The organism is Dechloromonas denitrificans, from assembly GCF_020510685.1.
Classification (GTDB): Bacteria; Pseudomonadota; Gammaproteobacteria; order Burkholderiales; family Rhodocyclaceae; genus Azonexus; species Azonexus denitrificans_A.
Genome location: NZ_CP075185.1, coordinates 4,192,692 through 4,218,005, shown reverse-complemented (window position 1 = coordinate 4,218,005; position 25,314 = coordinate 4,192,692). Strand labels below are relative to the sequence as shown.

Annotated in this window: 19 protein-coding genes; 9 read left to right on the top strand and 10 right to left on the bottom strand. The window is 59.1% G+C overall.

Features of this window, described 5'->3' with window-relative positions:
• Window position 1: 1 nt before the first annotated feature.
• From KI611_RS20030 to KI611_RS20000, 7 genes are all read left to right on the top strand, one after another.
• Window positions 2-3,136, top strand: a complete 3,135-nt coding sequence (locus tag KI611_RS20030; protein WP_226417409.1) for an efflux RND transporter permease subunit — start codon at window positions 2-4, stop codon at window positions 3,134-3,136.
• 392 nt (window positions 3,137-3,528) lie between these two features.
• The gene (locus tag KI611_RS20025) at window positions 3,529-3,795 is read left to right on the top strand and encodes an ArsR/SmtB family transcription factor (RefSeq protein WP_226417408.1); all 267 of its coding nucleotides are present in this window, start codon (window positions 3,529-3,531) and stop codon (window positions 3,793-3,795) included.
• Window positions 3,795-5,936, top strand: a complete 2,142-nt coding sequence (gene aas, locus KI611_RS20020) for a bifunctional acyl-ACP--phospholipid O-acyltransferase/long-chain-fatty-acid--ACP ligase (protein WP_226417407.1) — start codon at window positions 3,795-3,797, stop codon at window positions 5,934-5,936. Before KI611_RS20025 ends, aas begins: the two co-directional genes overlap by 1 nt.
• Window positions 5,936-6,079: a hypothetical protein gene (locus tag KI611_RS20015; RefSeq protein ID WP_226417406.1), complete on the top strand. Its 144-nt coding sequence runs from the start codon at window positions 5,936-5,938 to the stop codon at window positions 6,077-6,079. Before aas ends, KI611_RS20015 begins: the two co-directional genes overlap by 1 nt.
• A complete protein-coding gene (locus KI611_RS20010) occupies window positions 6,076-7,956 on the top strand; it encodes an MFS transporter (RefSeq protein WP_226417405.1) in 1,881 nt (626 codons plus the stop codon). Before KI611_RS20015 ends, KI611_RS20010 begins: the two co-directional genes overlap by 4 nt.
• Before the next feature lie 93 nt (window positions 7,957-8,049).
• A complete protein-coding gene (locus KI611_RS20005; protein ID WP_226417404.1) occupies window positions 8,050-8,688 on the top strand; it encodes a Clp protease ClpP in 639 nt (212 codons plus the stop codon).
• 957 nt (window positions 8,689-9,645) lie between these two features.
• On the top strand, window positions 9,646-10,425 hold the full coding sequence (locus tag KI611_RS20000) for a hypothetical protein (RefSeq protein ID WP_226417403.1): 780 nt from the start codon (window positions 9,646-9,648) through the stop codon (window positions 10,423-10,425).
• A 224-nt stretch (window positions 10,426-10,649) separates the two neighbouring features.
• On the opposite strand, the gene KI611_RS19995 is transcribed toward KI611_RS20000, so the two are convergent.
• A complete protein-coding gene (locus KI611_RS19995; protein WP_226417383.1) occupies window positions 10,650-12,080 on the bottom strand; it encodes an IS1182 family transposase in 1,431 nt (476 codons plus the stop codon).
• A 634-nt stretch (window positions 12,081-12,714) separates the two neighbouring features.
• Here KI611_RS19995 and KI611_RS19990 point away from each other — a divergent pair.
• Window positions 12,715-13,983, top strand: coding sequence for an IS110 family transposase (locus tag KI611_RS19990; RefSeq protein WP_226419953.1), 1,269 nt, complete (start codon window positions 12,715-12,717; stop codon window positions 13,981-13,983).
• A 268-nt stretch (window positions 13,984-14,251) separates the two neighbouring features.
• Here KI611_RS19990 and KI611_RS19985 read toward each other — a convergent pair whose 3' ends face one another.
• The 4 genes from KI611_RS19985 to KI611_RS19970 all read right to left on the bottom strand — a co-directional run bounded on the left by KI611_RS19985 (window position 14,252) and on the right by KI611_RS19970 (window position 17,641).
• Window positions 14,252-15,208: a hypothetical protein gene (locus KI611_RS19985; protein ID WP_226417402.1), complete on the bottom strand. Its 957-nt coding sequence runs from the start codon at window positions 15,206-15,208 to the stop codon at window positions 14,252-14,254.
• Between the two features lie 81 nt (window positions 15,209-15,289).
• The gene (locus KI611_RS19980; RefSeq protein ID WP_226417401.1) at window positions 15,290-15,799 is read right to left on the bottom strand and encodes a hypothetical protein; all 510 of its coding nucleotides are present in this window, start codon (window positions 15,797-15,799) and stop codon (window positions 15,290-15,292) included.
• A 91-nt stretch (window positions 15,800-15,890) separates the two neighbouring features.
• On the bottom strand, window positions 15,891-16,346 hold the full coding sequence (locus tag KI611_RS19975) for an NYN domain-containing protein (protein WP_226417400.1): 456 nt from the start codon (window positions 16,344-16,346) through the stop codon (window positions 15,891-15,893).
• 68 nt (window positions 16,347-16,414) lie between these two features.
• Complete coding sequence (locus KI611_RS19970) at window positions 16,415-17,641, bottom strand: IS256 family transposase (protein ID WP_226417399.1); 1,227 nt, start codon at window positions 17,639-17,641, stop codon at window positions 16,415-16,417.
• A gap of 559 nt (window positions 17,642-18,200) precedes the next feature.
• Between KI611_RS19970 and KI611_RS19965 the strand changes: the two genes are divergently transcribed.
• Window positions 18,201-18,539, top strand: a complete 339-nt coding sequence (locus KI611_RS19965; RefSeq protein ID WP_226417398.1) for a hypothetical protein — start codon at window positions 18,201-18,203, stop codon at window positions 18,537-18,539.
• Window positions 18,540-18,842: 303 nt separating this feature from the next.
• Here KI611_RS19965 and KI611_RS19960 read toward each other — a convergent pair whose 3' ends face one another.
• The 5 genes from KI611_RS19960 to KI611_RS19940 are packed head-to-tail and all read right to left on the bottom strand — an operon-like array spanning window position 18,843 to window position 25,267.
• Window positions 18,843-19,220: a hypothetical protein gene (locus tag KI611_RS19960; RefSeq protein ID WP_226417397.1), complete on the bottom strand. Its 378-nt coding sequence runs from the start codon at window positions 19,218-19,220 to the stop codon at window positions 18,843-18,845.
• Window positions 19,221-19,245: 25 nt separating this feature from the next.
• Window positions 19,246-22,365 (bottom strand): efflux RND transporter permease subunit, encoded by a 3,120-nt coding sequence (locus KI611_RS19955; protein ID WP_226417396.1) that lies wholly within the window; start codon window positions 22,363-22,365, stop codon window positions 19,246-19,248.
• 12 nt (window positions 22,366-22,377) lie between these two features.
• Window positions 22,378-23,400: an efflux RND transporter periplasmic adaptor subunit gene (locus KI611_RS19950; protein ID WP_319002312.1), complete on the bottom strand. Its 1,023-nt coding sequence runs from the start codon at window positions 23,398-23,400 to the stop codon at window positions 22,378-22,380.
• Window positions 23,397-23,957 (bottom strand): hypothetical protein, encoded by a 561-nt coding sequence (locus KI611_RS19945; RefSeq protein ID WP_226417394.1) that lies wholly within the window; start codon window positions 23,955-23,957, stop codon window positions 23,397-23,399. The genes KI611_RS19950 and KI611_RS19945 overlap by 4 nt, the downstream gene beginning before the upstream one ends.
• Before the next feature lie 11 nt (window positions 23,958-23,968).
• Window positions 23,969-25,267: a TolC family protein gene (locus KI611_RS19940; protein ID WP_226417393.1), complete on the bottom strand. Its 1,299-nt coding sequence runs from the start codon at window positions 25,265-25,267 to the stop codon at window positions 23,969-23,971.
• Between the last annotated feature and the right edge of the window lie 47 nt (window positions 25,268-25,314).

Sequence of the window (25,314 nt, the reverse complement as noted above, 5' to 3'; positions counted from 1 at the left end):
GATGTTGGCCAAAATCATTGAATGGTCAGGACGCAATCGCTTCCTGGTCCTGCTCTCCACCTTGTTCATCATCGTGGCCGGCGTTGTCGCGGTCATGCGAACGCCGCTCGATGCACTGCCTGACCTCTCCGACGTCCAGGTCATCGTCTATACCGAATACCCCGGCCAGGCCCCCCAGGTCGTCGAAGACCAGGTGACCTACCCGCTGACGACCTCGATGTTGTCGGTACCCAAATCCAAGGTCGTCCGCGGCTTCTCGTTCTTCGGTGCGTCCTTCGTCTACATCATCTTCGAGGACGGCACGGACATCTACTGGGCGCGCTCGCGGGTTCTTGAGTACCTCAACTTTGCTGCCGGCCGGATGCCCAAGGGCGTTACGCCGCAAATTGGTCCGGATGCGACGGGCGTCGGCTGGGTCTATCAATACGTCGTCCTGGCCAAGGACAAGACGCTGGCCGAACTGCGCACACTGCAAGACTGGTATGTGCGTTATCAGCTGACCAAAGCGCATGGTGTCGCCGAAGTGGCCTCGATTGGCGGCTTCGTCCAGACCTACCAGGTCACCGTCGACCCCGTGAAGCTGCGTGCCTACGGCGTTCCGCTCGCCAAGGTCTCGCAGGCAATCCGCGACTCCAACCGGGACGTCGGTGGCCGCGTTATCGAGATGGCCGAGACCGAGTACATGGTGCGTGGCAAGGGGTACCTGCGCGGCATAGGCGACATCGAGAACCTCGTCGTCAAGGCCGACAAGGGCACGCCGGTGCTGGTACGGGATATCGCCCGCGTCGAACTGGCACCCGATGAACGCCGTGGCCTGACCGAACTCAACGGCGAGGGCGAAGTGGTCTCGGGCATTGCCATGGCCCGCTATGGCCAGAACGCGTTGGAGGTCATCCACAACCTCAAGGAGAAAATCGGCGAAATCTCGGCCGGCCTCCCTGAAGGGGTGAGCATCGAGACGGTCTATGACCGGTCCGAGCTGATTCACCGGGCCATCGATACCCTGAAGCGAACGCTGGCCGAGGAAAGCATCATCGTGGCTTTGGTTTGCGTCGTGTTCCTGCTCCACCTGCGTAGTGCGCTGGTCGCCATCCTGATGCTGCCGGTCGGTGTCCTGATGGCCTTCATCGCCATGCGCCTGCTGGGGATGAACTCGAACCTGATGAGCCTGGGCGGCATCGCCATCGCCATCGGCGCGATGATTGATGCGGCCATTGTGATGATAGAGAACGCCCACAAGCATATCGAGCGCTTGCCTGAGAACCACACGCACGCCGAGCGGACGGACGCGATGATTGCCGCCTGCAAGGAAGTCGGTCCGGCGCTGTTCTTCTCACTGCTCATCATCACCGTTTCCTTCCTGCCGGTATTCACGCTGGAGGACCAGGAGGGCCGTCTGTTCTCGCCGCTGGCCTACACCAAGACCTTCTCGATGGCCGGCGCAGCCTTGCTCTCCGTGACGCTGGTGCCGGTCCTGATGATGCTGTTCATTCGCGGCAAAATCATGCCCGAGGGCAAGAACCCGGTGAATCGCTTCCTCATTTGGGGCTACCGGCCCATCATCGCCTGGGTCATGCGCTGGAAGAAGACCACCATCGTGGCCGCCATCGTTGCGCTCGTCGTCTCCATCTATCCGGCCAGCAGGCTGGGCTCGGAGTTCATGCCGACCTTGAACGAAGGCACCTTGTTCTACATGCCGGCCTCGCTGCCCGGGATGTCGATTACCAAGGCGGCCGAACTGCTGCAGACGCAGAACAAAATCATCAAGAGCTTCCCGGAAGTCGCCTCGGTATATGGCAAGGCGGGCCGGGCTAATACGGCCACCGACCCCGCCCCGACCGAGATGTTCGAGACCGTCATCAACCTCAAGCCGGAGTCCGAGTGGCGCCCGGGATTGACGACCGACAAGCTCATTGCCGAGATGGACAAGGCGCTGCAGTTCCCTGGGGTGTCCAACGCCTGGACGATGCCGATCAAGGCCCGTATCGACATGCTTTCCACGGGCATCCGGACCCCGATCGGCATCAAGGTGTTTGGCAAGGATCTCAACGAGATGGAGCGCCTGGCCCGGGAAATCGAGACCGTCGTCAAGGAAGTGCCGGGAACCACGTCAGCTTTCGCCGAGCGGATTACCGGGGGCTATTACCTGAACATCGAACCGGACCGCACCCAGCTGGCCCGCTACGGCCTGGCGGTTGGCGACGTTCAGGAGGTCATCGGGCAAGCGCTGGGCGGCGAAATGGTGACCACGACCGTCGAGGGCCGCGAGCGTTTCGGGGTGAGCGTGCGTTACCCGCGCGAACTCCGCTCCGACCCGCAGCAGATTGCCCAGCAGGTACTGGTGCCGACCATGGACGGCGCAATGATTCCGCTGGGGCAGTTGGCGAAGATTGAAGTGGCCAAGGGGACGCCGGGCATCCGAACCGAAAATGCGCTGCTCTCCGCCTACATCTTTGTCGACATCCGGGAACGTGATATCGGCGGTTACGTGGCCGACGCCAAGAAGGCGGTCGCCGAAAAGGTCAAGTTCCCGCCGGGCTACTACGCGACCTGGAGCGGCCAGTTCGAGTCGATGGAACGCGCCATCGAGAAGATGAAGATTGTCGTGCCGGTCACGCTGCTCATCATCTTTCTGCTGCTCTACCTCAACTTCCGGCGCCTGACCGAGACCATCATTGTCATGCTGTCCGTACCGTTCGCCTTGGTGGGTGGTGTCTGGCTGATGTGGCTGCTCGGCTACAACCTCTCGGTTGCCGTCGCCGTCGGTTTCATCGCGCTGGCCGGTGTGGCCGCCGAGACGGGCGTCGTGATGCTGATTTACCTCGACCATGCCTGGGAAGCGCTCAAGGCAAAGCGCCAGGCAGAAGGGAAGGCACCCAGCGTGGGCGACCTCTACGAAGCCATCATGGAAGGTGCCGTAGAACGGGTTCGTCCCAAGATGATGACCGTGGTCGCCATCATGGCCGGCCTGCTGCCCATCATGTGGGGCACGGGAACGGGGTCCGAAGTCATGAGCCGGATCGCCGCGCCGATGGTCGGCGGGATGATTTCCTCCACGGTTCTGACCTTGGCGGTCATTCCGGCTATCTACGCTCTCGTAAAGCAATGGCGGCTAACTCGAGGGCAAGAGAACTAACTTAAACATACCCAGTCTGGGAACTTATGGACACGAATATTGACCCCGTATGCGGGATGACGGTCAAGCCAGAATCCCCTCATCAAATCCTCCTGGAGGGTGTGAGGTGCCCCTTCAGGGGCGACCGAATCCGGCCCGGCAGGGAAACCTGCAGGGCCTTCCTCATTCCGATATCGGTATTTGTCACCGTATTGGATTCGCGGAAAGTTCGCCAAAGTGGTCTTTTTCAACTACGTACAAGTGCGATCTCGACTTAAATAGCGAAAGTCTCAACTTAAGCTGCGGTCGAGAGGCTTCGGCAAAAAAATGCTTGACCAGTACATATCGACGTATCTAAGATTATCGATATGTTTAATAACTATTCCCGTGCGCTGCCTTCTGAGTGGAAGGACATGTCCCGCATCTTCGTGGCTTTGGGTGATGAGCACCGGCAACGCATGTTGCTGCTGTTCGAGCCGGGCGAACGCTTGAATGTCGGGCAGATCGCCGAGGTTTCAACGCTTGCCCGGTCGACCGTTTCCCACCATCTGAAGATCCTGCACGAATCCGGCGTGCTGGCTTCGGAGAAGGTCGGCAAGGAAGTCTGGTTCTGGATCAACCGCGATGCCCTGGCAAAGACGCTGGGCAACGTCCTCGATTACCTGAAGGAAAATACCTGATGCGCAAGCTGTTGCGGCCGCTGTTGCGCGGCCTGGCCCGTCTGTTGTTTCGTGTCGATATCCAGTTGCGCCAGGCCGATTTTTCCCAGCCGCGCCTACTGGTCGTCGCCAATCACGAATCCTTTCTCGACGGTTTGCTGATTGGCCTTTTCCTGCCGATCGATCCGGTGTTCGTCGTCCATACCGGGATCGCCAACAATTTCTGGTTCCGTATCCTGCTTTCACAGGTCGACTATCTGGCGGTCGATCCGACCAGTCCGATGGCGATGAAGAAGGTGATCCGCCTGATCGAATCCGGTCGGCCGGTGGTCATTTTCCCGGAAGGGCGGATTACCCAGACCGGCAGCCTGATGAAGGTTTACGACGGTCCGGCCTTTGTTGCCGCCAAGACCGGTGCGACGGTGATTCCGGTGCGCCTGGACGGTGCGGCACGCAGTTATTTTTCGCGTCTCTCCGGCAAATATCCGAAAGAGCTGTTTCCGAAAATTCGCCTGACGGTGTTGCCGGAACGCCACTTTCCGATGCCCGAAGCGCCGACCGCCAAGCTGCGCCGGCGCAAGTCAGGCGAGGCGATGCGTCGCTTGATGCAGGAAATGATCTTCGCGTCGCGGCCGCAGCAGACGCTGTACACCGCGCTGTGCGACGCCGCCGAGATTTTCGGTGGTCGGCGGCGCCTGCTCGAAGACGTCAAGCAGATCGAGTATTCCTATAACGACTTGCTGAAAATGGCGCTGATCCTCGGTCGCCAGATCGAGCGGGTGAGCGCGCCCGACGAACGGATCGGCTTGCTGCTGCCGAATCTCGCGGCGACGCTCGGCCTGATCTTCGGTCTGAGTGCGCGGCGGCGCGTCCCGGCCATGCTCAACTATACGGCCGGGGGCGAGGCCATGCAGTCGGCTTGTGTCGCCGCCGAAATTCGCACCATCGTGACGTCGCGCGCCTTCGTCGAGCAGGCCAAGCTGAGCGAAAAGCTGGCCGGGCTGCGCGGCGTGCGACTGCTCTATCTCGAAGACATTCGCGCTCGGATCAGTTTCGCCGACAAGTTGTGGCTGGTCGCCTGGGCCATCCACTGGCCGCGGGGCTTCGAACTGCCGACCTCGCCGGAGGACGCGGCCGTGGTGCTGTTCACGTCCGGCTCCGAGGGGCAGCCGAAAGGCGTGGTCCTGCCGCACCGCGCCATCCTCGCCAACATCGCGCAGATCCGCGCGGTGATCGACTTCTCGGTGGATGACAAGGTACTCAACGCGCTGCCCATCTTTCATTCCTTCGGCCTGACCGCCGGCGCGCTGTTACCGGTGCTGACCGGGGCCAGCCTGTTCCTCTACCCGTCGCCGTTGCACTACCGGATCATCCCGGAACTGGCTTACGACCGCAGTTGCACGGTCCTCTTCGGCACCTCGACCTTCCTTGGCAACTACGCCAAATTCGCTCACCCCTACGATTTCTACCGACTGCGTTACGTCGTGGCCGGTGCCGAAAAACTCTCCGAGGCGGTGCGCGGGCTATGGTTCGAGAAATTCGGCGTGCGCATCTTCGAAGGCTACGGAGCGACCGAAACGGCGCCGGTCCTCGCGGTCAACACGCCGATGGCCTACAAGACCGGCACCGTCGGCAACCTGCTGCCGGGCATCGAACATCGCCTGCAAGCAGTGCCCGGCATCGCCAACGGCGGCCTGTTGCACGTCCGGGGGCCGAACGTGATGGCCGGTTACCTCAAGGCTGATCGACCCGGCGTGTTGCAGCCGCCGGTGTCGGAGGTCGGTGACGGCTGGTACGAGACGGGCGATATCGTCGAGTGCGATGACGAGGGCTTTATCAAAATCGTCGGCCGGGTCAAACGCTTCGCCAAGATTGCCGGCGAAATGGTCAGCCTGGAAGTCGTCGAAAAACTGGCGACCGCCACCTCGCCCGCCCTGGCCCATGCCGCTTCGAGTCAGCCGGACGCCGGCAAGGGCGAGGCGCTGGTGCTGTTCACCACCGATGGCGCCTTGTCTCGCGAGCTGCTGGCCGCCAAGGCGCGTGACCTCGGCATGCCCGAACTGGCAGTGCCGCGCAAGATCCAGCGGGTCGACGCCTTGCCGCTGCTCGGTACCGGCAAGATCGATTACGTCACCTTGAAACGTCTGGCCGAGGTGGCCTGATGCGCGCCAATCTTTCCCGTCATCGCTTTTTTCGCCAGCTCGGCGGAACAGCCGCCCTGAAGCGCCTGCTGGCCTGGCAGGGGCATTCCTTTTCACCGGCGGTTTTCCACACCCGTCGCCTTTTCGCTGCGAGCCAAGCATGAGCGGTCAATTCGGACTCCTGAAAACCCGGCGTTTCGCGCCGTTCTTCGCCACCCAGTTTCTCGGCGCCTTCAACGACAACCTGTTCAAGAACGCGCTGATCGTGCTGCTGACCTTCCAGGCGGCAAGCTGGACGACGCTGCCGCCGGAGCTGCTGGCGAATCTGGCGGCCGGCATCTTCATCCTGCCGTTCTTCCTGTTCTCGGCCACCGCCGGGCAACTGGCCGACAAGTACGACAAGGCGATGCTGGCCCGCCTGGTCAAGGTGCTGGAGATGGCGATCATGGGCATCGCGGCGGCCGGCTTCGCGCTGCACAGCCTGGCGGTGCTGATGGGCGCGCTGTTCCTGCTCGGCCTGCATTCGACGCTGTTCGGGCCGGTCAAATACGCCATCCTGCCGCAACACCTGCACGAGGAGGAATTGGTCGGCGGCAATGCGCTGATCGAGGCCGGTACTTTCGTCGCCATCCTGATCGGTACGCTGGCCGGCGGCCTGCTCGCCGGTTCGGTCGCGCATCCGGCCTGGATCGCCTTGGGCGGCTTGCTCGTCGCGCTGGCCGGCTACCTGACCAGCCGGGGCATTCCCGGCGCCCCGGCCCCGGCGCCGGAACTGCGGATCAACCTGAACCCGATCAGCGAAACCTGGCGCAATATCAATTTCGCGCGCCAGAACCGCGTCGTGTTCCTCTCGATTCTCGGCATTTCGTGGTTCTGGCTGTATGGCGCGCTGTTCCTCGCCCAGTTCCCGGCCTACGCCAAGAACGTGCTGGGCGGTGGCGAGAATGCGGTGACGCTGCTGCTCGCCACCTTCACCGTCGGCATCGGCCTCGGTTCGCTGCTCTGCGAACGGATGTCGGGCAAGCACGTGGAAATCGGCCTGGTGCCGTTCGGCTCGATCGGCCTGACGTTGTTCGGCCTCGATCTCTACTTCGCCTCGCCGGTCGGTCTGGTCGGTCACGGCGCGCATCAACTGCTCGCTCTGCTCAGTCTGCCGGCGATCTGGCGCGTGCTGTTCGACCTGATGATGCTCGGCGTCTTCGGCGGCTTTTTCATCGTCCCGCTCTACGCCTTGGTCCAGATTCGCAGCGCCCCGGAACAGCGAGCCCGGATCATCGCCGCCAACAACATCCTGAATGCGCTGTTCATGGTCGTCGGCGCGCTGTCGGCCGCGGCCCTGCTCGGCGGCGGCCTGTCGATCCCGACGCTGTTCGGCATCGCGGCGCTGCTCAATGCGCTGGTCGCCGTTTACATCTACCGGCTGGTCCCGGAATTCCTGATCCGCTTCATGGCCTGGCTGCTGATCAAAGCGGCTTACCGGTTACGCAGCACCGGCGTCGAGCACATCCCGCACGAGGGGGCGGCGGTACTGGTCTGCAACCACGTCAGCCTGGTCGATGCGGTGGTCATCATGGGGGCCGCGCCGCGGCCGGTGCGCTTCGTAATGGATCACCGGATTTTCCGGACGCCGCTGCTCAGCTACATCTTCCGGCACGGCCGGGCGATCCCCATCGCCTCGGCCAAGGATGATCCGGTATTGATGGAAAAGGCCTTCGCCGAGGTGTCCGCCGCGCTGAGCGATGGCGAACTGGTCGCCATCTTCCCGGAAGGCCACATTACCCGCGACGGCGAACTGCAGCCCTTCCGCCCCGGCATCAGCCGCATCCTTGCGGCCAATCCGGTGCCGGTGATTCCGATGGCGCTGAGTGGCCTGTGGGGCAGCTTCTTCTCGCAGATCGACGGCGCGCTGATGAAGAAACCGTTCCGGCGCGGCATGTTTTCGCGCATCGCCTTGCATGTCGCTCCGCCGGTGCCGCCCGAGGCGGCTACGCCGGCGCATTTGCAGGCCATCGTCGGGCGCCTGCGCGGGGCGACGAAATAATGCGCCGGTCGGCCCGGCCTGGCGCTTTCCGCTTTCCTTGCCGATGGCGGGCGAGTAGGCTGGGTACTAGCCAATAACAACCAGGGAGCGATCATGCATCGAGAACCTCCAGCACGAGATGACGACATTCTTCCCGAGGAAAATGCGATCTTCCGTGGCCTGACCCGTTATGAACAGCAACTGCCGGTCCGCCAGGTGTCCTATTACCTCTGCGGCGACATCCGCGAGCCGCAGTACTACACCGAGTTGTTCTATACCCTGCGCACGGCCAGCGAGACGGATCTGGTCTACCTGCACCTCAATTCTTCGGGCGGCGATTTCAATACCGGTCTGCAGATCATCAATAACGTCCTGGCGTCGAATGCCCGGGTGGTCACCATCCTCGAAGCGCGCGCCTATTCGATGGCCGCGCTGATCTTCCTGAGCGGCGACGAGTTGATCGTTCACGACAATTGCCAGTTGATGTTCCATATCTATTCGGGGATCTTCGCCGGCAAGGGCAACGAGCAGCAGGCTGAGGTTGCGGCGATCGGCAAATGGTTTGAAAAGGTGATGAGCCGCCTCTGTTCGCCGTTCCTTTCCGAAACGGAAATCGGCACCATCCTGAAAGGCTCCGATGTCTGGATGGATTCCGACGAAATCCGTCGCCGCCTGATGCGCATGCAACGCGCTCGAAAGGCACCGCGCAAATCGAGCCCGGCGAAGGGCAAGAAGGTTGCCAAGGCCGATTGACCCGGCTGTCTTTCGGTGCGGGCATTTTTGCCCGGGCCTGCAGTCGGCCTCGTGCTCCGAGGTAAAATCGCCGGATGAACTGGCCCGCGCTCAAAGAAAGAATTGATCTCTACGAAAAGCTGATGCGGCTCGACAAGCCGAATCATGTATATGATTATAAATAATTTTATTGTGTTAATTGTAGTTGATTCAATGGATTAAATTTCAATTCGTTACTTCGGATTGCTTTCGATTTCTTAGGGTTGTCACGGATTGGTGTGACATGGCTGTGACAAGTTAGGTTGGAAAATAAAACCAAGAAAACCTATGTCACACCGCTGCTTGCATTCATGTTCGGCTACTGATAACCTTTCCTTTGGTCGAGCTATAGTCCTTCCCTTTTGGGTAAAACGAAGCCACAAAAAAACTCCCAAGCAGTTACGCTGGCATATTAGCCGGTGGTCATTTTGCGACGCATATTGGCGGAAAAGCGTCCCCGCCACACGCTCGCCGCGCTTGGCGGCATGGGGCCCTCCATGTTCGAAAATATTAGTCCTGCATTTCCTCCGGTCATCGGTGTTGATGGCCTATCTGTGCTTCTCGGTAAGGCACCGGCCAGTATTTTGGCTGATCGTTGTCGTGCTCCGCATCGGTTGCCGTGCGCTTGTACTCCTCCCGGATGCAAATCGCCACGGTGGATTACCGCCGATGTCCTGAATTGGCTGGCGGCTTTCCGTGAGCCGGCGGTCCTCATGGAGAAACCGGTCGCAGTACTTCGTCGTCCTGGTCGCCCACGGAAAACTGAACAAGTCGCTGCTCGTGTCAATAAAGCTAAATATGAATAGGTCACTCTATCCCGTCGAGCTGCTTGATCGCGCTGGGGTGGCTGACCTACCGGCCGAACATAAGCTGGTCACCGTTGCTGCAGCAGTACATCCACGCTTGTCGTGTTGTGCTGTGCTAGTGCTCACACCGTACGTGATGCGCAGCCTGCCGCTCCCCGCCGATGTTTACCTTGGCATCGTGGAAGACCTCTATCGCCGCGGAATTGTCACCTTCGATATAGAAACATCCGAGGTCTACCTTCATGGCTCGTTTACTTGGCATCGGGTGCCGGGCAACGATGAAATGGACCCGTGGTCGCGCCAGGTGCGTGCGGCCGTCAGAAATATACAGTCGGCCCGGGTTCGCAATGCTGTTGAGACAGATCTGTTGGAGCCTCCTCTTGCCCGGGTGCCTGCTGTGGTTGTGCACAGCAATCTATTGACAGCCTTACCTTCACGCGGGGGTCGAAGTGCTTGGTCGGCAAGCGAAATGCTTGTTGCATTTGCGCTGGCAATCAATCCCGAGCAGACCCCCGCTGGAGTTTTCCGTCCGTCCTCAATGGACAGCTTGGCAGCTTTTGCCAGCCTACCGCCGGCAACGCTTATTGAGTGTGTAAACAGTCTGGCAGCTTTAGGTGCAGTAGCTTACGACCCGGATACCGGAGAGATTTTTTCCGCAGCTCGATTGCGATGCGCTTCAGGAAGAGAACATAGCCGAATCGCAGCCATAGGAAACTTGATAGATAGCCACCTTGTTTTTCATGCATTTGCGGCTTGGTGCGCAAGGCTGAGAATCAAAATAAATAAAAATCAGTGGCTTATCTCCCAGGTTAAGGCAGTTGATTCAATTTTAGGAGATGTCATTCCCAACCTTGATGCGGCAAGGAAATTCCACCTGCGCCACGGACTGTTCAAGGAGGGCCATGGAGTCTGAGGGGCGACAACTTTGGTTGCTTCCAGCCAAGAGATGAAGGGAGGCGATTCACCTCGCCTTCATCTCTAGAATTCTTACCCTTAGATTCCTAAAGGCAGCTAAGGCCGGAGGCTGTGTGGAAACGTTCGGAAATTTTGGCTGCTACAGGTTGGGTGCAGAAATTCTGCCTACTAATTTCGGGTTTTCCGGTTGGCATTCCGAATAAGAAGGGCAAAAAGGCCCGGTTAGGCCTGCATGGCTGCCTTTAGGTCTGCAATGCCGATGATCTTCATGACTCGTTTCAGATTGTAGGCAAGGACATGCAGGCTCATTTCGGTACTGACCCGTTCCAGGGTCCGAGTCAGGAAATGTGTGGCCCCCATCCAGTCCTTCAGCGTGCCGAATGGATGCTCAACGGTTTGTCGTCGCGTGCGCATGGCTTCGGGTTTCTTATCGAGGCGTTTCTGCATCGCTTCCAGGCTGGATTCATATTCCCCGCGAGCAACGCGCCGATAGGGGCTTGGCGTACATTTCTCCTTCATCGCGCAGCGTGGGCAATCGGAGCTCCAGTATTTATGGATCAGCGCGCCACGTTCAACGGTTGAGAAACGCCAGATCAGTCGGCTGCCGGCCGGACACTGATACTCGCCAGTCTTTGGCTCGAAGACGAAATCCTCCTTGTCGAATCGGCCATTTGCTTTGGCTAAGGAGGTCATGGGCTTCGAAACAAACGGGGTGATGCCCGATTCCTCACAGGCGTGAATTTCCTCGCCGTGGTAATAGCCACGGTCCGCAATGACCTGGAGATCGGGCGCAGCCATCGCAACCTTGGCTTGCCTGGCCATCTTTGCCAGCTGGCGCCGGTCGCTACCGATATTGGTGACCTCGTGAGCAACAATGAGATGGTGCTGGGTATCGACGGCTGTTTGAACGTTATAGCCCACTAACCCTCGACTGGTACTGGTTGCCATGGCACGAGCATCCGGATCGGTGAGCGAGATTTGCCCGGTGGGCGACTGGTCCAATTGAGACTGAATTTCCTTCAGTTGCTCCATCCTGGCCTTCAGCGTTGCCATCTTCTCTTTGAGTCGCGTCGTTCTCGCTTGGGCAATCTCGGCAGGCTGGCGATCGGCGGTATCCATCTCGGTCAGATAGCGCTCGATGCAACGGTCGATTTCCTGCATCCGCTTTTCGAGTTTGCCTCGTGTGAAGTTGCGGTCATGGGCGTTGACCGCTTTGAACTTGCTGCCATCGATGGCCACGACCGCCTGGGCAAAGAGATTCAGTTGGCGGCACAGCACGACAAACTGACGACAGGCGTTGCGAATGCCTTCGCCGTTGTCCCGCCTGAAGTCTGCAATGGTCTTGAAATCCGGAGATAGCCGCCCGAGCAGCCACATCAATTCGACATTCCGTTGCGCCTCCCGCTCTAGCCGGCGGCTTGATTGAATGCGATTGAGATAGCCGTAGACATAGAGCTTCAGCAACGTCGACGGGTGATATGAAGGCCGTCCCGTAGCGGCGGGCTCGACAGAGAAACCCAAGCCGCCAAGATCGAGTTGGTCGACAAACAGATCAACAACGCGGACCGGATTCTCCGCATTGATGTACTCGTCGAGTGATTCCGGCAGGAGCGTAATCTGCTGCCGATTGTCACCCTCAATGAAGCGCTTCATGCCAGCCTCCAGACATCCATCGTCATAGAGGATTTAACGCATCAACCACCTGTTTGGAGTACACAGTCCGGGTGTTTTCACACAGCCTCGCCGATCAACAGCCTCATGCCACTAACAACAGGCAGAAAATCGGCCAATATAGTTAGTCCATGCAGTCTCCCATGCGAAGACGCTCTTCACCTTCCTTGGTATGAGGTCGGAACGAAATGTATCCTTTGGTTTCAGGGTCGGGCAATCAGTGTGTAGGGTTATCCACGGTTGGCCGCCAGCGCGCCTCTAACGCTGGCGGGCGGCCAGCGGTGGATAACCCGTCGGTACAACCTGAGAAATTTAGAACCGACCTGCTGGCTGTTCGGCAGCATGGCCCCAAAGGGAGCATTCCGTTCCGCTTTCCGTGATACTGACCACAGCCGGCAGGTAGCTGCTGGTGAAAGCGGGATATGCACCTGCGGATTACGAATTACTCGGCCAAAACATCCGATGTTCACGGCTTTGGTTTCGAATTCGCAGGTGTGCTTGAGCGCGACAACGAATACTCAGGGCTTGCCGTTGCACCGGCTCTCTATATTGCCTTCGCAGCGCCCAAGCAGGCACATCCCGTACCGCTACCTTAGCACTTCGGAGGTCAGCCATGATGACGCACACGACCGAACATTCTGAGCCGGAATTTGCCGCTTATATCGGCATCGATTGGGCGGACACGAAACACGACATTTGTTTGCAGGCTGCCGAGAGCAGTCAGCGTGAATTTGCAGTCTTGCCGCATCGCCCAAGAGACATCGACGAATGGGCTGGCTCGCTGAGACGGCGTTTCCACGGCAGACGGGTGGCCGTCTGTATTGAAACATCCCGCGGCGCGTTGGTTTATGCGCTCCAGAAGTATGATTTCGTGGTCCTGTTTCCCATCAATCCGGCCACGCTGGCGAAATACCGTCAGGCCTTCAAGCCCAGTCGCGCCAAGGCCGATCCCACCGATGCGCAAATCGCCCTCGAGATTCTTCTAGGCCACCGTGACAAGTTAAAAGCCTTGCAGCCGCAAAGCCCGGCCGTCCGTGAATTGGCCATGCTGCTTGAGGAGCGGCGCCAGATCGTTGATGATCAAAGGCGCATCATCAATCGCCTGATCAGCAATCTGAAGCATTACTACCCGCTGGCCCATGATTGGTTCGAGGACAAAGGGACGGTCCTGTTCTGCGATTTCCTGACCCGTTGGCCAACGTTCAAACAGTTACACCAGGCCCGCAGAACAACCCTGGAGACCTTCTTCCGAACCCACAATTGCCATCACCCAAAATTGATCGAAGAGCGACTGGCGACGGTCAGAAATGCGGCGCCACTCACGGAAGATCCAGCCATCATCAGACCAAAACAACTGCTGGTTGAAGGCTTGGTAGAGCAATTGCGAGCGACCTTGAAGACCATTGCCCGCTTTGATGCCGAGATCGCCCGTTTGGCGCCGACGCTACCGGACTACGAACTATTCCATGCATTGCCTGGCGCAGGTCCTACCTTGGCGCCGCGCTTGCTCGTTGCCTTTGGTGAGCAACGCGACCGTTACGCCAGTGCCGCCGAACTCCAGATGTATGCAGGAATCGCTCCGGTGACCGAGAGCAGCGGCAAGCAGCACTGGGTGCACTGGCGAATGCAGTGTCCCACTTTCCTGCGTCAGACGTTTATCGAGTGGGCGGCCTTGACGATTCCGCGCTCCTTCTGGGCCAAGGCCTACTATCGCCAGCAACGGGCAAGAGGTTGTGCGCATCAGGCCGCTATCCGAGCCTTGGCCTTCAAGTGGGTCAGAATCCTGTACCGGTGCTGGCTGACCCACACACCCTACGACGAATCAACATACCTGAATGCCTTAAAGCGTCGTGGATCACCTTTGCTTGCAACTCTCACGGCGTGATCAAAAATTGCTTGACGACAATCTCAGGGCACAAAGCCGCAGGTGCCGCTGGCTCGGTTGAATGACCGGTGTCGAGCAAGTTGCCGACGTAGAGTCGGTCCACATACTAAATGGCCGCGTTTGTCAGCAGCGAAAGACCGTAGCGTTCCTAAAGCTAAGGTTTTTGCTGTCAAAAGCTGTCATTCAATGTCTTGCGAATAAGGGGCACAAGATAGACGAGGCCCAACCAAGAGTTACCGCCAGTTATATCGGCTTGTTGGTCAGCACTTTACCTCTCAGCGCGCTCAAGAATGAATGCTCGTGCTTCCTCGGGAAGGGTCCAGAGATGCTCAGAGGGGCGCAGGTACCGCACTACATCGCCGGCAGACCAAAGATCATATAGCTTGAACGCCTTGTAAAGTTGGGTGAGACCATCAACGGCATCGATGCCGTCTTGTTCTCTCTTGAAGCTGCTGCTGGCGGCGAATTCCTCCGGGTAAACCTCCGCAAGGGCGGCAGCAGCAAGCCAATCTGGGAGCGTGAAGTGTGGATGAGTCTTTCCTTTGCGCCATTCCCTGTTGGTGCGTGCTTTCCACCAGTCGAGAGCACCTAGCTTGGTTTTAAGGCCGATCGAAGTGTTCTCTTTCTCAATGTGGATTCCGATTGCTGAACGATATCGGACGAATTCAAGAAACTTGGAGCCTTGTGACGCAGGGAGAGGCTTACCCGGGACTGCGCAATCAGGACTCTTGCCGGGAAACCGATCCATAGCAACGAAGAGCCGCCTATGCTCGGGTTCGAGACAATAACCGGCTCGGAGAAGCCCAAAGTTAATGGCTAAAAAGTAGTACTCCAGCGCTACTGCCTGCGCGAGATCGATGTGCTGATCCCCGAAATGCAGACGCCAAGTGCCATAGTGGGATTGCACATGCGTGTTGGGTAGCTCTTCGAGAAACGACAGGCCCATGTTTGCGGCATTCAATTGAGTGTCAGCCAGGAAGAACCCCGAGAGAACGAGTCCTCTGTTCTTCTGTTTGGCCAGCCAATCGGCAAGCTGCCGTGCGCGAGTACCCTTCAGATTTGACTGATAGTCTTTGTACTGCTTGATGGGGAGATCAAGCATCGGGCTACCGCGCTTCCATGGAAAAATTACAGCGACCGCCAGGCCTGGAAGGTCATCTTTCTGTATCGATTCCGAAGGCTTCGCATCGGCGTATCCGTGCCACACGGGTGGTAAGTATTCCATCGAAATCCATGTATGTTGCAGGCTGATCGTGTTATTAAATCAGGCTCCCACAGGTATGTAACCGCCATGCGAACTGCAATGCTAGAACTCTCCGCGATAGTTACGCACAGCTAACGTTGCGAGGCGCACGAAACTGAGGAATTGAGCCTCAAGATGAACCACCGTGCCAACCAAGGAAACTCCGGGTATGTTCGCCTCGGAAACGATAGAAACGCTTTGTTGGTTTCTATTCTTTGCGAGGTCTCCATCATGGTGGACAGCAGCATTTCTGATGCAAGCGAGTGCGTCCATTGCTGCTTTGCTTATTCCTCGCGCACTGAAGGATGCTTGGGGAGGTGCTGGATAACAAGCGACAAAGCTATCAAAGTCTGGATAGCTGGCTGATGGACTGCTCCAGGAAAACGAGCCATCTTCCCCTTCAAGGAATGCCATGCACCCTGCAAGGTAAAAAGCGTTACCGTGATGAACAAAAACTGGATGTTCAGCGGCGAACTTTCCTTCGAGCGTGCCATCAGGGCCATTCCTAAATGCGCTCTCCAGTAAACCGCTTAAACGTCGAAGGTGTACTAGTAGTTTGATGCGATCAGCCATTTAGATTCATCGGTGCTTAAAAGGACGGCTAACGACCTATAGATTGAAAAACAGGATGTTGAAAGAATAGTTGTTCGCATTATTTTGATGGCTACTTCCAAGTGGTGCCATCAAGTTCATAAACTGAATCCGCTCTCTCCTTGAGCGCCTGATTGAAGCCATCAGAAAAGGCTGAAACGTAGACGAGAACGCCTGCTCGCCTAACTTCATCTAGTAAGGGCGCGTAGTCGCCGTCGCCACTCAGAAGCAGCACTGAGTCTACGTTGCCCCGAAAGACATGGCTAAGCATATCGACCGAAAGTTGGATGTCGACGCCCTTGCCGCTTCTTGAGCGGTTGTCCTTCTTGAAAATGCATGGCGTCAGCGTGGTCGGAAGCAGTGACGCCATATGCTTGGCAAAAATTTGGAGCTGCATTGCGTTGCGTACTGTAGCAACACGCTGATCATCACCTACGACATACGTGTAATAGGTGACCCTTAAGATTTCATGCTGAAGTGCTAACTGCGTGAAACTGGCGTTCCAGACATATGTATCTGGATCATGCACAAGATCGTCCCGAGGGATGAAGCCACGCTTCAGGGCGTGTCCGGAATTTTGTGTAAACGGGGTTTGAATTAAAGGTTGTTCATCCGGTCTTCAAACTGGATAGTAAATCGGGTCAGCGCGGCCTTCCAATCCCGAATCGGCATGGTCCATTTCTGGCTGATGTTGCGTAGCGCCAGGTAGAACAGTTTCATCAGCGCCTCATCGCTCGGAAATGAGCCGCGGTTCTTGGTGATTTTGCGCAAGCTCATATTCACTGATTCAATTGCGTTGGTCGTATAGATGACTTTCCGTATCTCGGGCGGGTAGTCAAAGAACGGCGTGATGCGCGGCCAATTCCTGCGCCAGGACTGGCTGATGGGCAGGTAGGCATCGTCCCATTTATCTTCGAACTCACCGAGCATCTGCTCGGCTTCGTCGGCGGTGGCGCTGGTGTATATCCGCCGCAGGTCAGCGGCAACCGCCTTGCGCATTTTCCACGAGACGTAGTTCAGGCTGTGCCGGACCATATGAACGACACACAGTTGAACGGCAGCGTGGGGATAAACGGCCTCAATGGCTTCTGGAAATCCCTTCAAGCCATCGACGCAGGCGATGAAGACATCCTGAATGCCTCGATTCTTCAATTCCGTGACTACTTGCAGCCAGAATTTCGCGCCTTCCGTCTGTGCAATCCACAGGCCAAGCACTTCCTTCTCTCCGGCCAGGTTGAGTCCAATCGCCAGATAGACGGCTTTGACGCGCACGCTGCCATCCCTGACTTTGACATGGATGCAGTCCAGATAGACGATAGGGTAGATGCTGTCCAGCGGCCGTGACTGCCAAGCCTTGGCCTCTTCAATCACGGCATCGGTAACCGATGAAATCAGCGTCGGCGACACCTCTGTGCCGTACATCTCTTCCAGGTGCGACTGGATTTCGCGGACCGTCATCCCTCGAGCGTACAGCGACAGAATTTTGTCGTCGAAGCCCATCCAGCGGGTCTGATGCTTGGGAATCAACTGTGGCTCGAAGGTGCCCTGGCGGTCACGGGGAATCTCTATCGGCAATTCGCCGAACTCCCCTTTGAGCGTCTTCCGGCTCTTCCCGTTGCGCGTATTGCCGGCCGGATTCTCCACGGCCTCGTTCTTGCCATGGCCGAGATGCTCAGACATCTCTGCTTCCAATGCCTTCTCGACCAGCAACTTGGTGAGCTGCTTGAGCAAGCCATTCTCGCCAATCAGGTCTTCCGGCTTCCGATAGTCAGCCAAAAGGCTATCCAGCAACTCCTTGGGTACTGCTTTCTTTGCTACGGCCATCATCGCTCCTTGGGGCGCGGCAGTTTCCTGCCAAATGACCGTTTACACAAAAATTCTTACACGCTCACGCTTCAGCATATTCTGATATCGGAAGACCAAGTTTTCGCCATCAACGAACACCATCATCCGTCGCGTAGGACGCGTAAACATCGCCTGCTGATAAGGATCAATCACTTGATGCCCTCGACGTAGATTAAAGACCATTTATTGTTGCCTTGTTTTAGGTAACAGAGAGCGCGACACATGACTGCCAACGGATCACAACACGGGGTGATTAATACGCTAAAAGCTACTCTAGATATGGTCGTAGTCATTTAGGGCGGCACGACTGAGCTACGAAGAAAGCATACACTAGCAATGAGAGAACGGTTATTTAAAGGCCATATCTTAAAGAAGCTCCTTTGGCCTGAAATACGCGCGATCAGGCTCAATCTCTATAGCAGCCGTAGCCAGATCCATGGTTACAGTAACGACCGCTTTGGAGCGCCAGGTTGAACTCACCCAACCGGCCATGACCGGCCGTTCGCCTATCCTCCAGAGCAGTCACCAGAACGGCCGCATGACTCTGAAAGCTGACGTAAAGCCTACTCCAGCAAATCGGCCTTTGCGGCCATTGGGTTGCCTCCCAAGCTACGTCAGCAATGTGGCCGGTTGCAGCCTGTGGCAGTACCGGTTGGTGCTGAACGCCAAGCGCAAGCGCCCCATCGGCCCGCGCTTCACCGCTGCTGGTGGCGGCCGCGACGACTCGGTCGAGTCGTCGAAGGCTGTACTAACCGCATCCAAGACTACGCATTCGATTTTGTTGCCTACCCTTACCCACTTCTCCTTCGCAGCGACTTGGCTGAACACAGGCCTCGTTATTGGTGACGTTTTTTGCGTGTTTGCAACCGCTCCGTGAGGCGTTTCGCGTAGGGTCGCTTCTTCTGTGCTCTCTTGAGATATCGATTGAGATATCGATTGAGAAGCCAGAAACCGGTGAACACCACGAGGATCATCGACCAAACCAGAAGTACATCGGTCAGCGTGTATGGCCCGGATGGCAAGTGTTTGAGTTGGGGCATGGCAGCGTTTTAAGAGTTATGACTCAGCAACTGGCAGGCAATGCTTTGTAGACGAATGGCCTGACTGTGTTGTCATCACGATGGACAGGGTACCTTGGCCATCCAGATGAAATCCCGATGGCCGAGGTGTCGCTGTTGCTTCACTTTATAACGAATCGCGCCGTTACCGCAGGTCCGTCCAGGCTCACTTGCGCTACGGCTTTGGCGCCCGGTGTGATGGCAAATACTCCCTTGGCGAGGAAGCGATCTCCGTCGGGAAGCAAACTGATCTCTTGCTTCTGGTTACCGGACAGTACGGTGAGTTTTGCTGACCCCTTCGAGATGTTGGCAGGCTTGCCGTGGTCTCGTACAAACAACTGGATCTGTTCCGGTTTGGCGACCAGTTCGTAGTCAATGTCCTTGACCTCGGTGACGATGCCGCCGTGCAGCGGCTTATGCTCATGGTCGTGACCTCCTGCCGCAAAAGCAAGTCCGGAGAGTCCCAGGGTAATGGTGACAATCAAATGAATCGGTTTCATGGGTTTTCCTTTCGTTGAGAAATAATCAAAGCGCACCGGCATCGCGGTCTGCCATCAGGCGTTCCACATCCTTGCGACCAAACAGCCAGAACATGACAGGCGTCAGGAAGGTGTCGAGCAGGGTTGAGCTAATCAGGCCCGAGAAAATGACCACGGCCACCGGATGTAGGATTTCCGTGCCCGGCCGTTCGGCCTCGAACAGCAGCGGCGCCAGCGCAAAGGCCGTCACCAGCGCCGTCATCAAGACGGGCGCAAGACGTTCCAGCGAGCCGCGCAGGATCATCTTATGGTCAAAGTTCTCGCCTTCCATGCGCATCAGATTGATGTAATGGCTGACCTTGAGAATGCCGTTGCGCACCGAGATGCCGGCCAGCGTGATGAAGCCGACCAGCGCGGCGACCGAAAGCGGCTGCCCGGAAATCCACAAGCCGAGCACCGCGCCGACCAGCGCCAACGGAATGTTGGCCATAATCAGCGCCGACAGCACGACCGACTGGTAGCGACTAAAGAGCACCACAAACATCAGCACCAGCGAGACGATGGAGAGCAGGCCAACCAGCCGCGAAGCCTCTTCCTGCGCCTGGAATTGTCCGCCCAGCGTGATGAAGTAGCCTTCCGGCAGCTTGCTGTCGCCGACGACCTTGCGGATGTCCTCGACAATCTCGGACAACGCCCGTCCTTGCGCGTTGGCCGAAATCACGATGCGCCGCTTTCCGTCGTCGCGGCTGACCTGATTCGGCCCGTCGCCATCCTCGATGGTGGCGATTTTTGACAAGGGAATCGGGCCGCCGGGCGTCTCCAGCAATATCTGCCCCAGCCCTTCCAGCGAGCGCGACGACTCGGGCAAGCGCACGACCAAGGCAAAGCGCCGGCCGCCCTCGACCACCTGCGTTACTTTTTCACCTTCGACCAGGCTTTGCAGCGTCGCCAGAATCTGCGGCGTCGGCACGCCGTATTGCGCCGCCGTCGCATAGTTGACGCTGACCTTGATCTGCGGGGCCAGCACCTGCTTCTCGATTTCCAGATCGGCAATGCCCGGAATACCGGCCAGCCTGCCGCGCAGCGCGTCGGCCTGACCGCGTAGCGTGTCGAGGTCGTCACCAAAAATCTTGATGGCGATCTGCGAACGCACGCCGGAGAGCATGTGGTCGATGCGGTGCGAGATGGGCTGGCCAATGGCAATCGCCGCCGGCAGATTGATCAGGCGGGCGCGAATGTCAGCCGAAATTTCGCCCATTGAACGTGTCATTTCGGACGCCGGCTTCAGGCCGACATCCAGTTCGCTGACGTGAACACCTTCGGCATGCTCGTCCAGTTCCGCCCGGCCGCTGCGTCGCCCGACGTGCACCACTTCCGGCACCGCTTTGACCAGCACCTCGGCCTGTTGTGCCAGGGCCGACGACTCGGCCAGCGTGACGCCGGGGTTGAGGCGCATGCCAATCAGTAGCGTTCCTTCATTGAAGGGCGGCAGGAAGGTCTTGGGGAAGAACGGCACCGCGACTGCTGCCACCAGAATGGCGACGGCACCTGCCGCCAACGCCGCTTTGGGACGGTTGAGTACCGCCTGCAAACTGCGGCCATAGCTGGCCTTCAGCCAGGCCAGCAGTTTCGTGTCGCCATGATCGAGCGACTTCATGCGTGGCAGCAGGTAGAAGGAAAGCACCGGCGTCACTGTCACCGACACCACCAGCGAGGCCAGCGTCGAAACGATGAAAGCGATACCGAGCGGCACGAACAAGCGCCCTTCCATACCGGGCAGCGCGAAGAGCGGCAGGAAGACCAGCACGATGATGATCGTTGCGTAGAGGATGGCCGAACGCACTTCCATCGTCGCATGGGCTACCAGTTCAATCGGGTGCATCCGATGATCGTGGTGCTTGGCCCGGTCTTCCTTCAGGCGCCGCAACACGTTCTCGACGCCGACCACAGCGTCATCGACCAGACCACCGATGGCGATGGCCAGGCCACCCAGCGTCATGGTGTTGATCGACAGGCCGTAATAGTCGAAGACCAGCGCCGTCATGAAAATCGACACCGGGATAGCGGTTAGGGCGATCACCGTCGGGCGCAAGGTGCCCAAGAAGAAAAACAGGATGACGGCGACGAAGACTGACGCACCGATCAGCTTGCCTTGCAGCGTGCTGATCGACGACTCGATGAAACTCGCTTGGCGGAAGGTGACCTTGGGCGCCTCCATACCGGCTGGCAGCGACTTCTTCAGATCCTCGATTGCGGCCTCGATACTCCGGGTCAAATGGATGGTATCGGCCGTCGGCTGCTTCTGGATGCCCAGAATCACCGCCGGTTTGCCCTCGAAACCGGCGTCGCCGCGCTTGATAGCGGGCGCAAAAGTCACGTCGGCGATTTGCCGCAATAAAACGGGTTGACCGTGGCGGGCCGTCAGCGCCAGGTTTTTCAGGTCGTCCAAACGTGACGTGCGGCCGAGATGGCGAATCAGGTATTCGCGGCCATTGAGTTCAAGGAAGCCGCCGGAGGTGTTAGCCGAGTAGCCCTTGAGCGCCCCGGTCAACTGCTCGTGCGAGATGCCCAGTTCCGCCATGCGGGTCGTGTTCGGCTGCACCTGGAACTGCCGCACTTCGCCGCCGATGGGAATGACCTGTGCGACGCCGGCGATGGCCATCAGCCGCGGCCGCAGCACCCAGTCGGCGTATTCGCGCACCTGCATCGGCGAAATCTTCGCCGTGTCGATGGGAATGGCGATCTGCATGATTTCGCCCATGATCGAACTGATCGGCCCCATGCGCGGCGTGACGCCCGCTGGCAAACCTTCCTCCATCGAGGAAAGACGTTCAGACACCATCTGCCTGGCCCGGAAAATCTCTGTTTTCCAGTTGAAGGTCACATAAATGAAAGAGAGGCCGGCACTGGACACCGACCGCACGCTTTCCACACCGGGCAGACCGTTCATGGTCGTTTCCAGCGGGAAGGTGATCAGTTGCTCCACTTCCTCGGCGGCCATGCCACCGGATTCGGTCATGATGGTGACCGTCGGTTTGTTGAGGTCAGGAAACACATCCACCGGTGTGCGGGAGAGCGTGAATGCCCCATAAGCCATCAGCACCAAGCTGGCGATGATGACCAGCAGGCGATTGGCCAGGCTGTTGTCGAGAAGCCACTTGAACATGATTGGCTCCGCTCAGCGTATCTGGTTAATCAGAGTGGCCGCGCGGACGGCAACCCGATCCCCGGCTTTCAGACCGCTGGTCACTGCCACGTGGGTGCCGTCCAGCGGCTCGGCGGTGACTGTGCGCGGCTCAAAGCGTTCCGGCGCGGTCTTGACCCAGACGATGCCCTGGTTCGCCGGGTTCTTCATCAGCGCCGCCATCGGCACGCGGATGCCCGGCACCGTGCTGCGCGTCTGCACGAAAACCCGAACCGGCTGGCCGACGGCCAGCGCTGCCAAAGCGCCGCCTTCACCCCGGAAGGTCAGTGGCAAGGCTTGCTCGCGCAGGCTGCGAGCGACACCGACCAGGCGTAGTGGCAGCTTCTGCTCACCAACGGCGACAAAGGCCCCGGCCACATCGCTGGCGATGGCCATATCGAAAGCCAGCGCCTCGATCAGCAGGCGTTCCGGATTGACAATCTCGAACAGGGTTTCGCGGGCTTCGAGCACCTGACCGGAGACGACGTTGGCCGAGGCGATAACACCGCTGACCGGCGCCACCAGTTGCTCGTTGGCCACGGCGGCTTCTGCTTCCTCAATGAGCTTGCGCGGCACGGTGTCGGCCAGTTCGCGCAGGCGGCGCAGGCGGCTCTCGGCCAGCGAGCGGCTGTTACCGCCGACCTCCGGCGTCACGTAAGCGAGCACCTCGCCTTTCTTGACCTGCTGGCCGGGCAGCGGCAGACCGCGTGGTCCCGGTGTGACACGACCGGCGACGATGGCCTGCACTTTGCCGCCGGCGTTCGGGTCCATGACCACCTTGCCGGCCAGTTCATGGGTGCGGGGCAGTTCGCCTAGCTCAACCAGCAGGGTGCGAACACCGATCTGACGTTGCGCCGGTTTGGGCAGGAAGACGCTGCCATCCGGCTGACGCTTGGGGCCGTTGCCGCTGGCAGCGGGCGGGGCATCGCCGTGGTCATGGCCGTCACCGGCCCGCACTAGCGTTGAGGAAAACAAGATGGAAAAGCAAAGAGCACTTATTAACAGACGGGGCTTCATGCGGCACCTCCGAAACGCGGGTTGCGGGAAGCGCGCATGCGGCGCAATAGAGCGGCAAGGAGCAGCAGCGCCCCACCGGCGGCTCCAGCCCACAGGGCGTATTCCTTCCAGCCGTGGGTGTGGGCAGTAGTTTCGGCATGTGCCTCTTCGTGGACGTCGAGTTCGCCAGCCAGCAAGTCGGTTTCCTCGCCGGCGATGACGGTCGCCGCGACCGACACGACCCCCGGCTTGAGTTCCTGCGCCAGCGTCGCCTCGAACTCCCCCTCGGCATGCGGTTCGACGGGTACTTTGACGCCGCCGAGTTCCAGTTCGAGTTTGGCATCCTTGACCGGACTGCCGTCGGCATAGCGGTCGAGATAGAGCGTCAGTTGCTTGCCATTGACGACGCCGACCAGTTCAAAGGTTTCGGACGTTGCCGCAAAACGCGGCGCGGCTGGACCGGCGGATGAAGCAGGCGCCTCGCCATGGTCGTGCCCGTCACCGGCCCAGGCCAGTGGCGCGGCCAGGGCGATCCAGGCGGCCCATCCCAAAGGGGCCAGTGTGTTTGTTGTTCTCATGTTCGGGTTCCTCATTTTTGTTCGGGGAGCAGGCCCATGGCCTGGCGCAGGGCGGAGATCGCGGCGGCCAGATCAATCCGGGTGCGAGTGCTTTGCCGTTCGGCTTCGACGGCTTCGAGTTCGATGCGCAGGCGGGTCGGCAGGTCGCTTTCGCCCAGGCGGAAGGACTTATCAAAAAAACCCCGCGACTCACGTGCCAGTTGGGCGCGTTTCTCGGCGGCCGCCAGTTGCGTGCGACCCGATTCGACGCGCACCCGCGCCGCTTCCAGATCAGCCGCCAGGCGCTCGCGTTCGAGGCGAAGTTGCCCTTCGGTTTCGAGGGCTTCGGCACGGGCCAGGCCGAGTTTGGCGCGATTTCGGCTATCCGAACCAAACGGGATGCGTACGCCGAGTGTGACGGTCTGCTGATAGTCGTCACCGAAAGCACCCCGCTCGCGGGTGGTGGCCAGCAAGAGTTCGGGATTGTTCCTGGTCTGCACGCTGGCCAGATCGGCACTACGGCGAGCGACTTCGGCCCGGTCGAACAGTTCGAGAACCGCCGGGTGGGTCGCATCCAGGGCGGTGAAGTCGGCTGGCACCGCCGGCGGGGTTTCCGGCCCGTCGGCTGCTTTCTCGTCCGGCAGCCTGCCCATCAAGGCGCGTAGTTGCTGGGTGGCTGCGGCCAGCAGGCTAGCGCTTTCCGCCAGCGTTACCTCGGCGCTTGCCGCCGCGCCATCTGCTTGATGCTGGTCCGAGCGGGCCAGGTCGCCGGCCTTGGTTCGGCGGCGGACATCTTCTGCCAGATTTTGCGCGCTGACCAAGCGCTCGCGGGCCAGCGACTGTTCGCCACGGGCCCGCTGCCAGTTCCACCAGGCATCACGCACGGCGGCGGCAGTGCGCAGTTGCGTGGCTGTTACCCGGCTATCCAGAGCTTTGGATTCAGCATCGGCCAAGGCGCCCTGACGGGAGCGTTCGCCCGGAAGCCACAGGGGCAAGGCGACGCCGGCCATGTATTCACGGCTACCTTGATTCTTGCTCAGTTGGTCGGTCTTGCCGGACAGATCCAGCGAAGGCGGTTGGGCCGTCCAACTACCGGCAACTCGCCGACGCGCTTCGGCAGCATCGCGCCGCAGATCGAGGGATTGTGCCTCAGGCTGGCGCGCCCAAGCAGCAGCAAAGGCTTGCGGCAAGGTAATCGCAGCGCCGGCGGGTGCTGGCGTCGATTGCGCCCATAGATTGCCGGTCGATAGCGCAGCGAGCGAGCACAGCCCGGCAGCGAGTAGACGGGCCGGTAATAAGGTCGTTCGTGAAACCGATTTGCTTCGAGACATCCAATTCTCCAGTGATGAAAAGACACACGGGGAATCGGCGAGGTGCG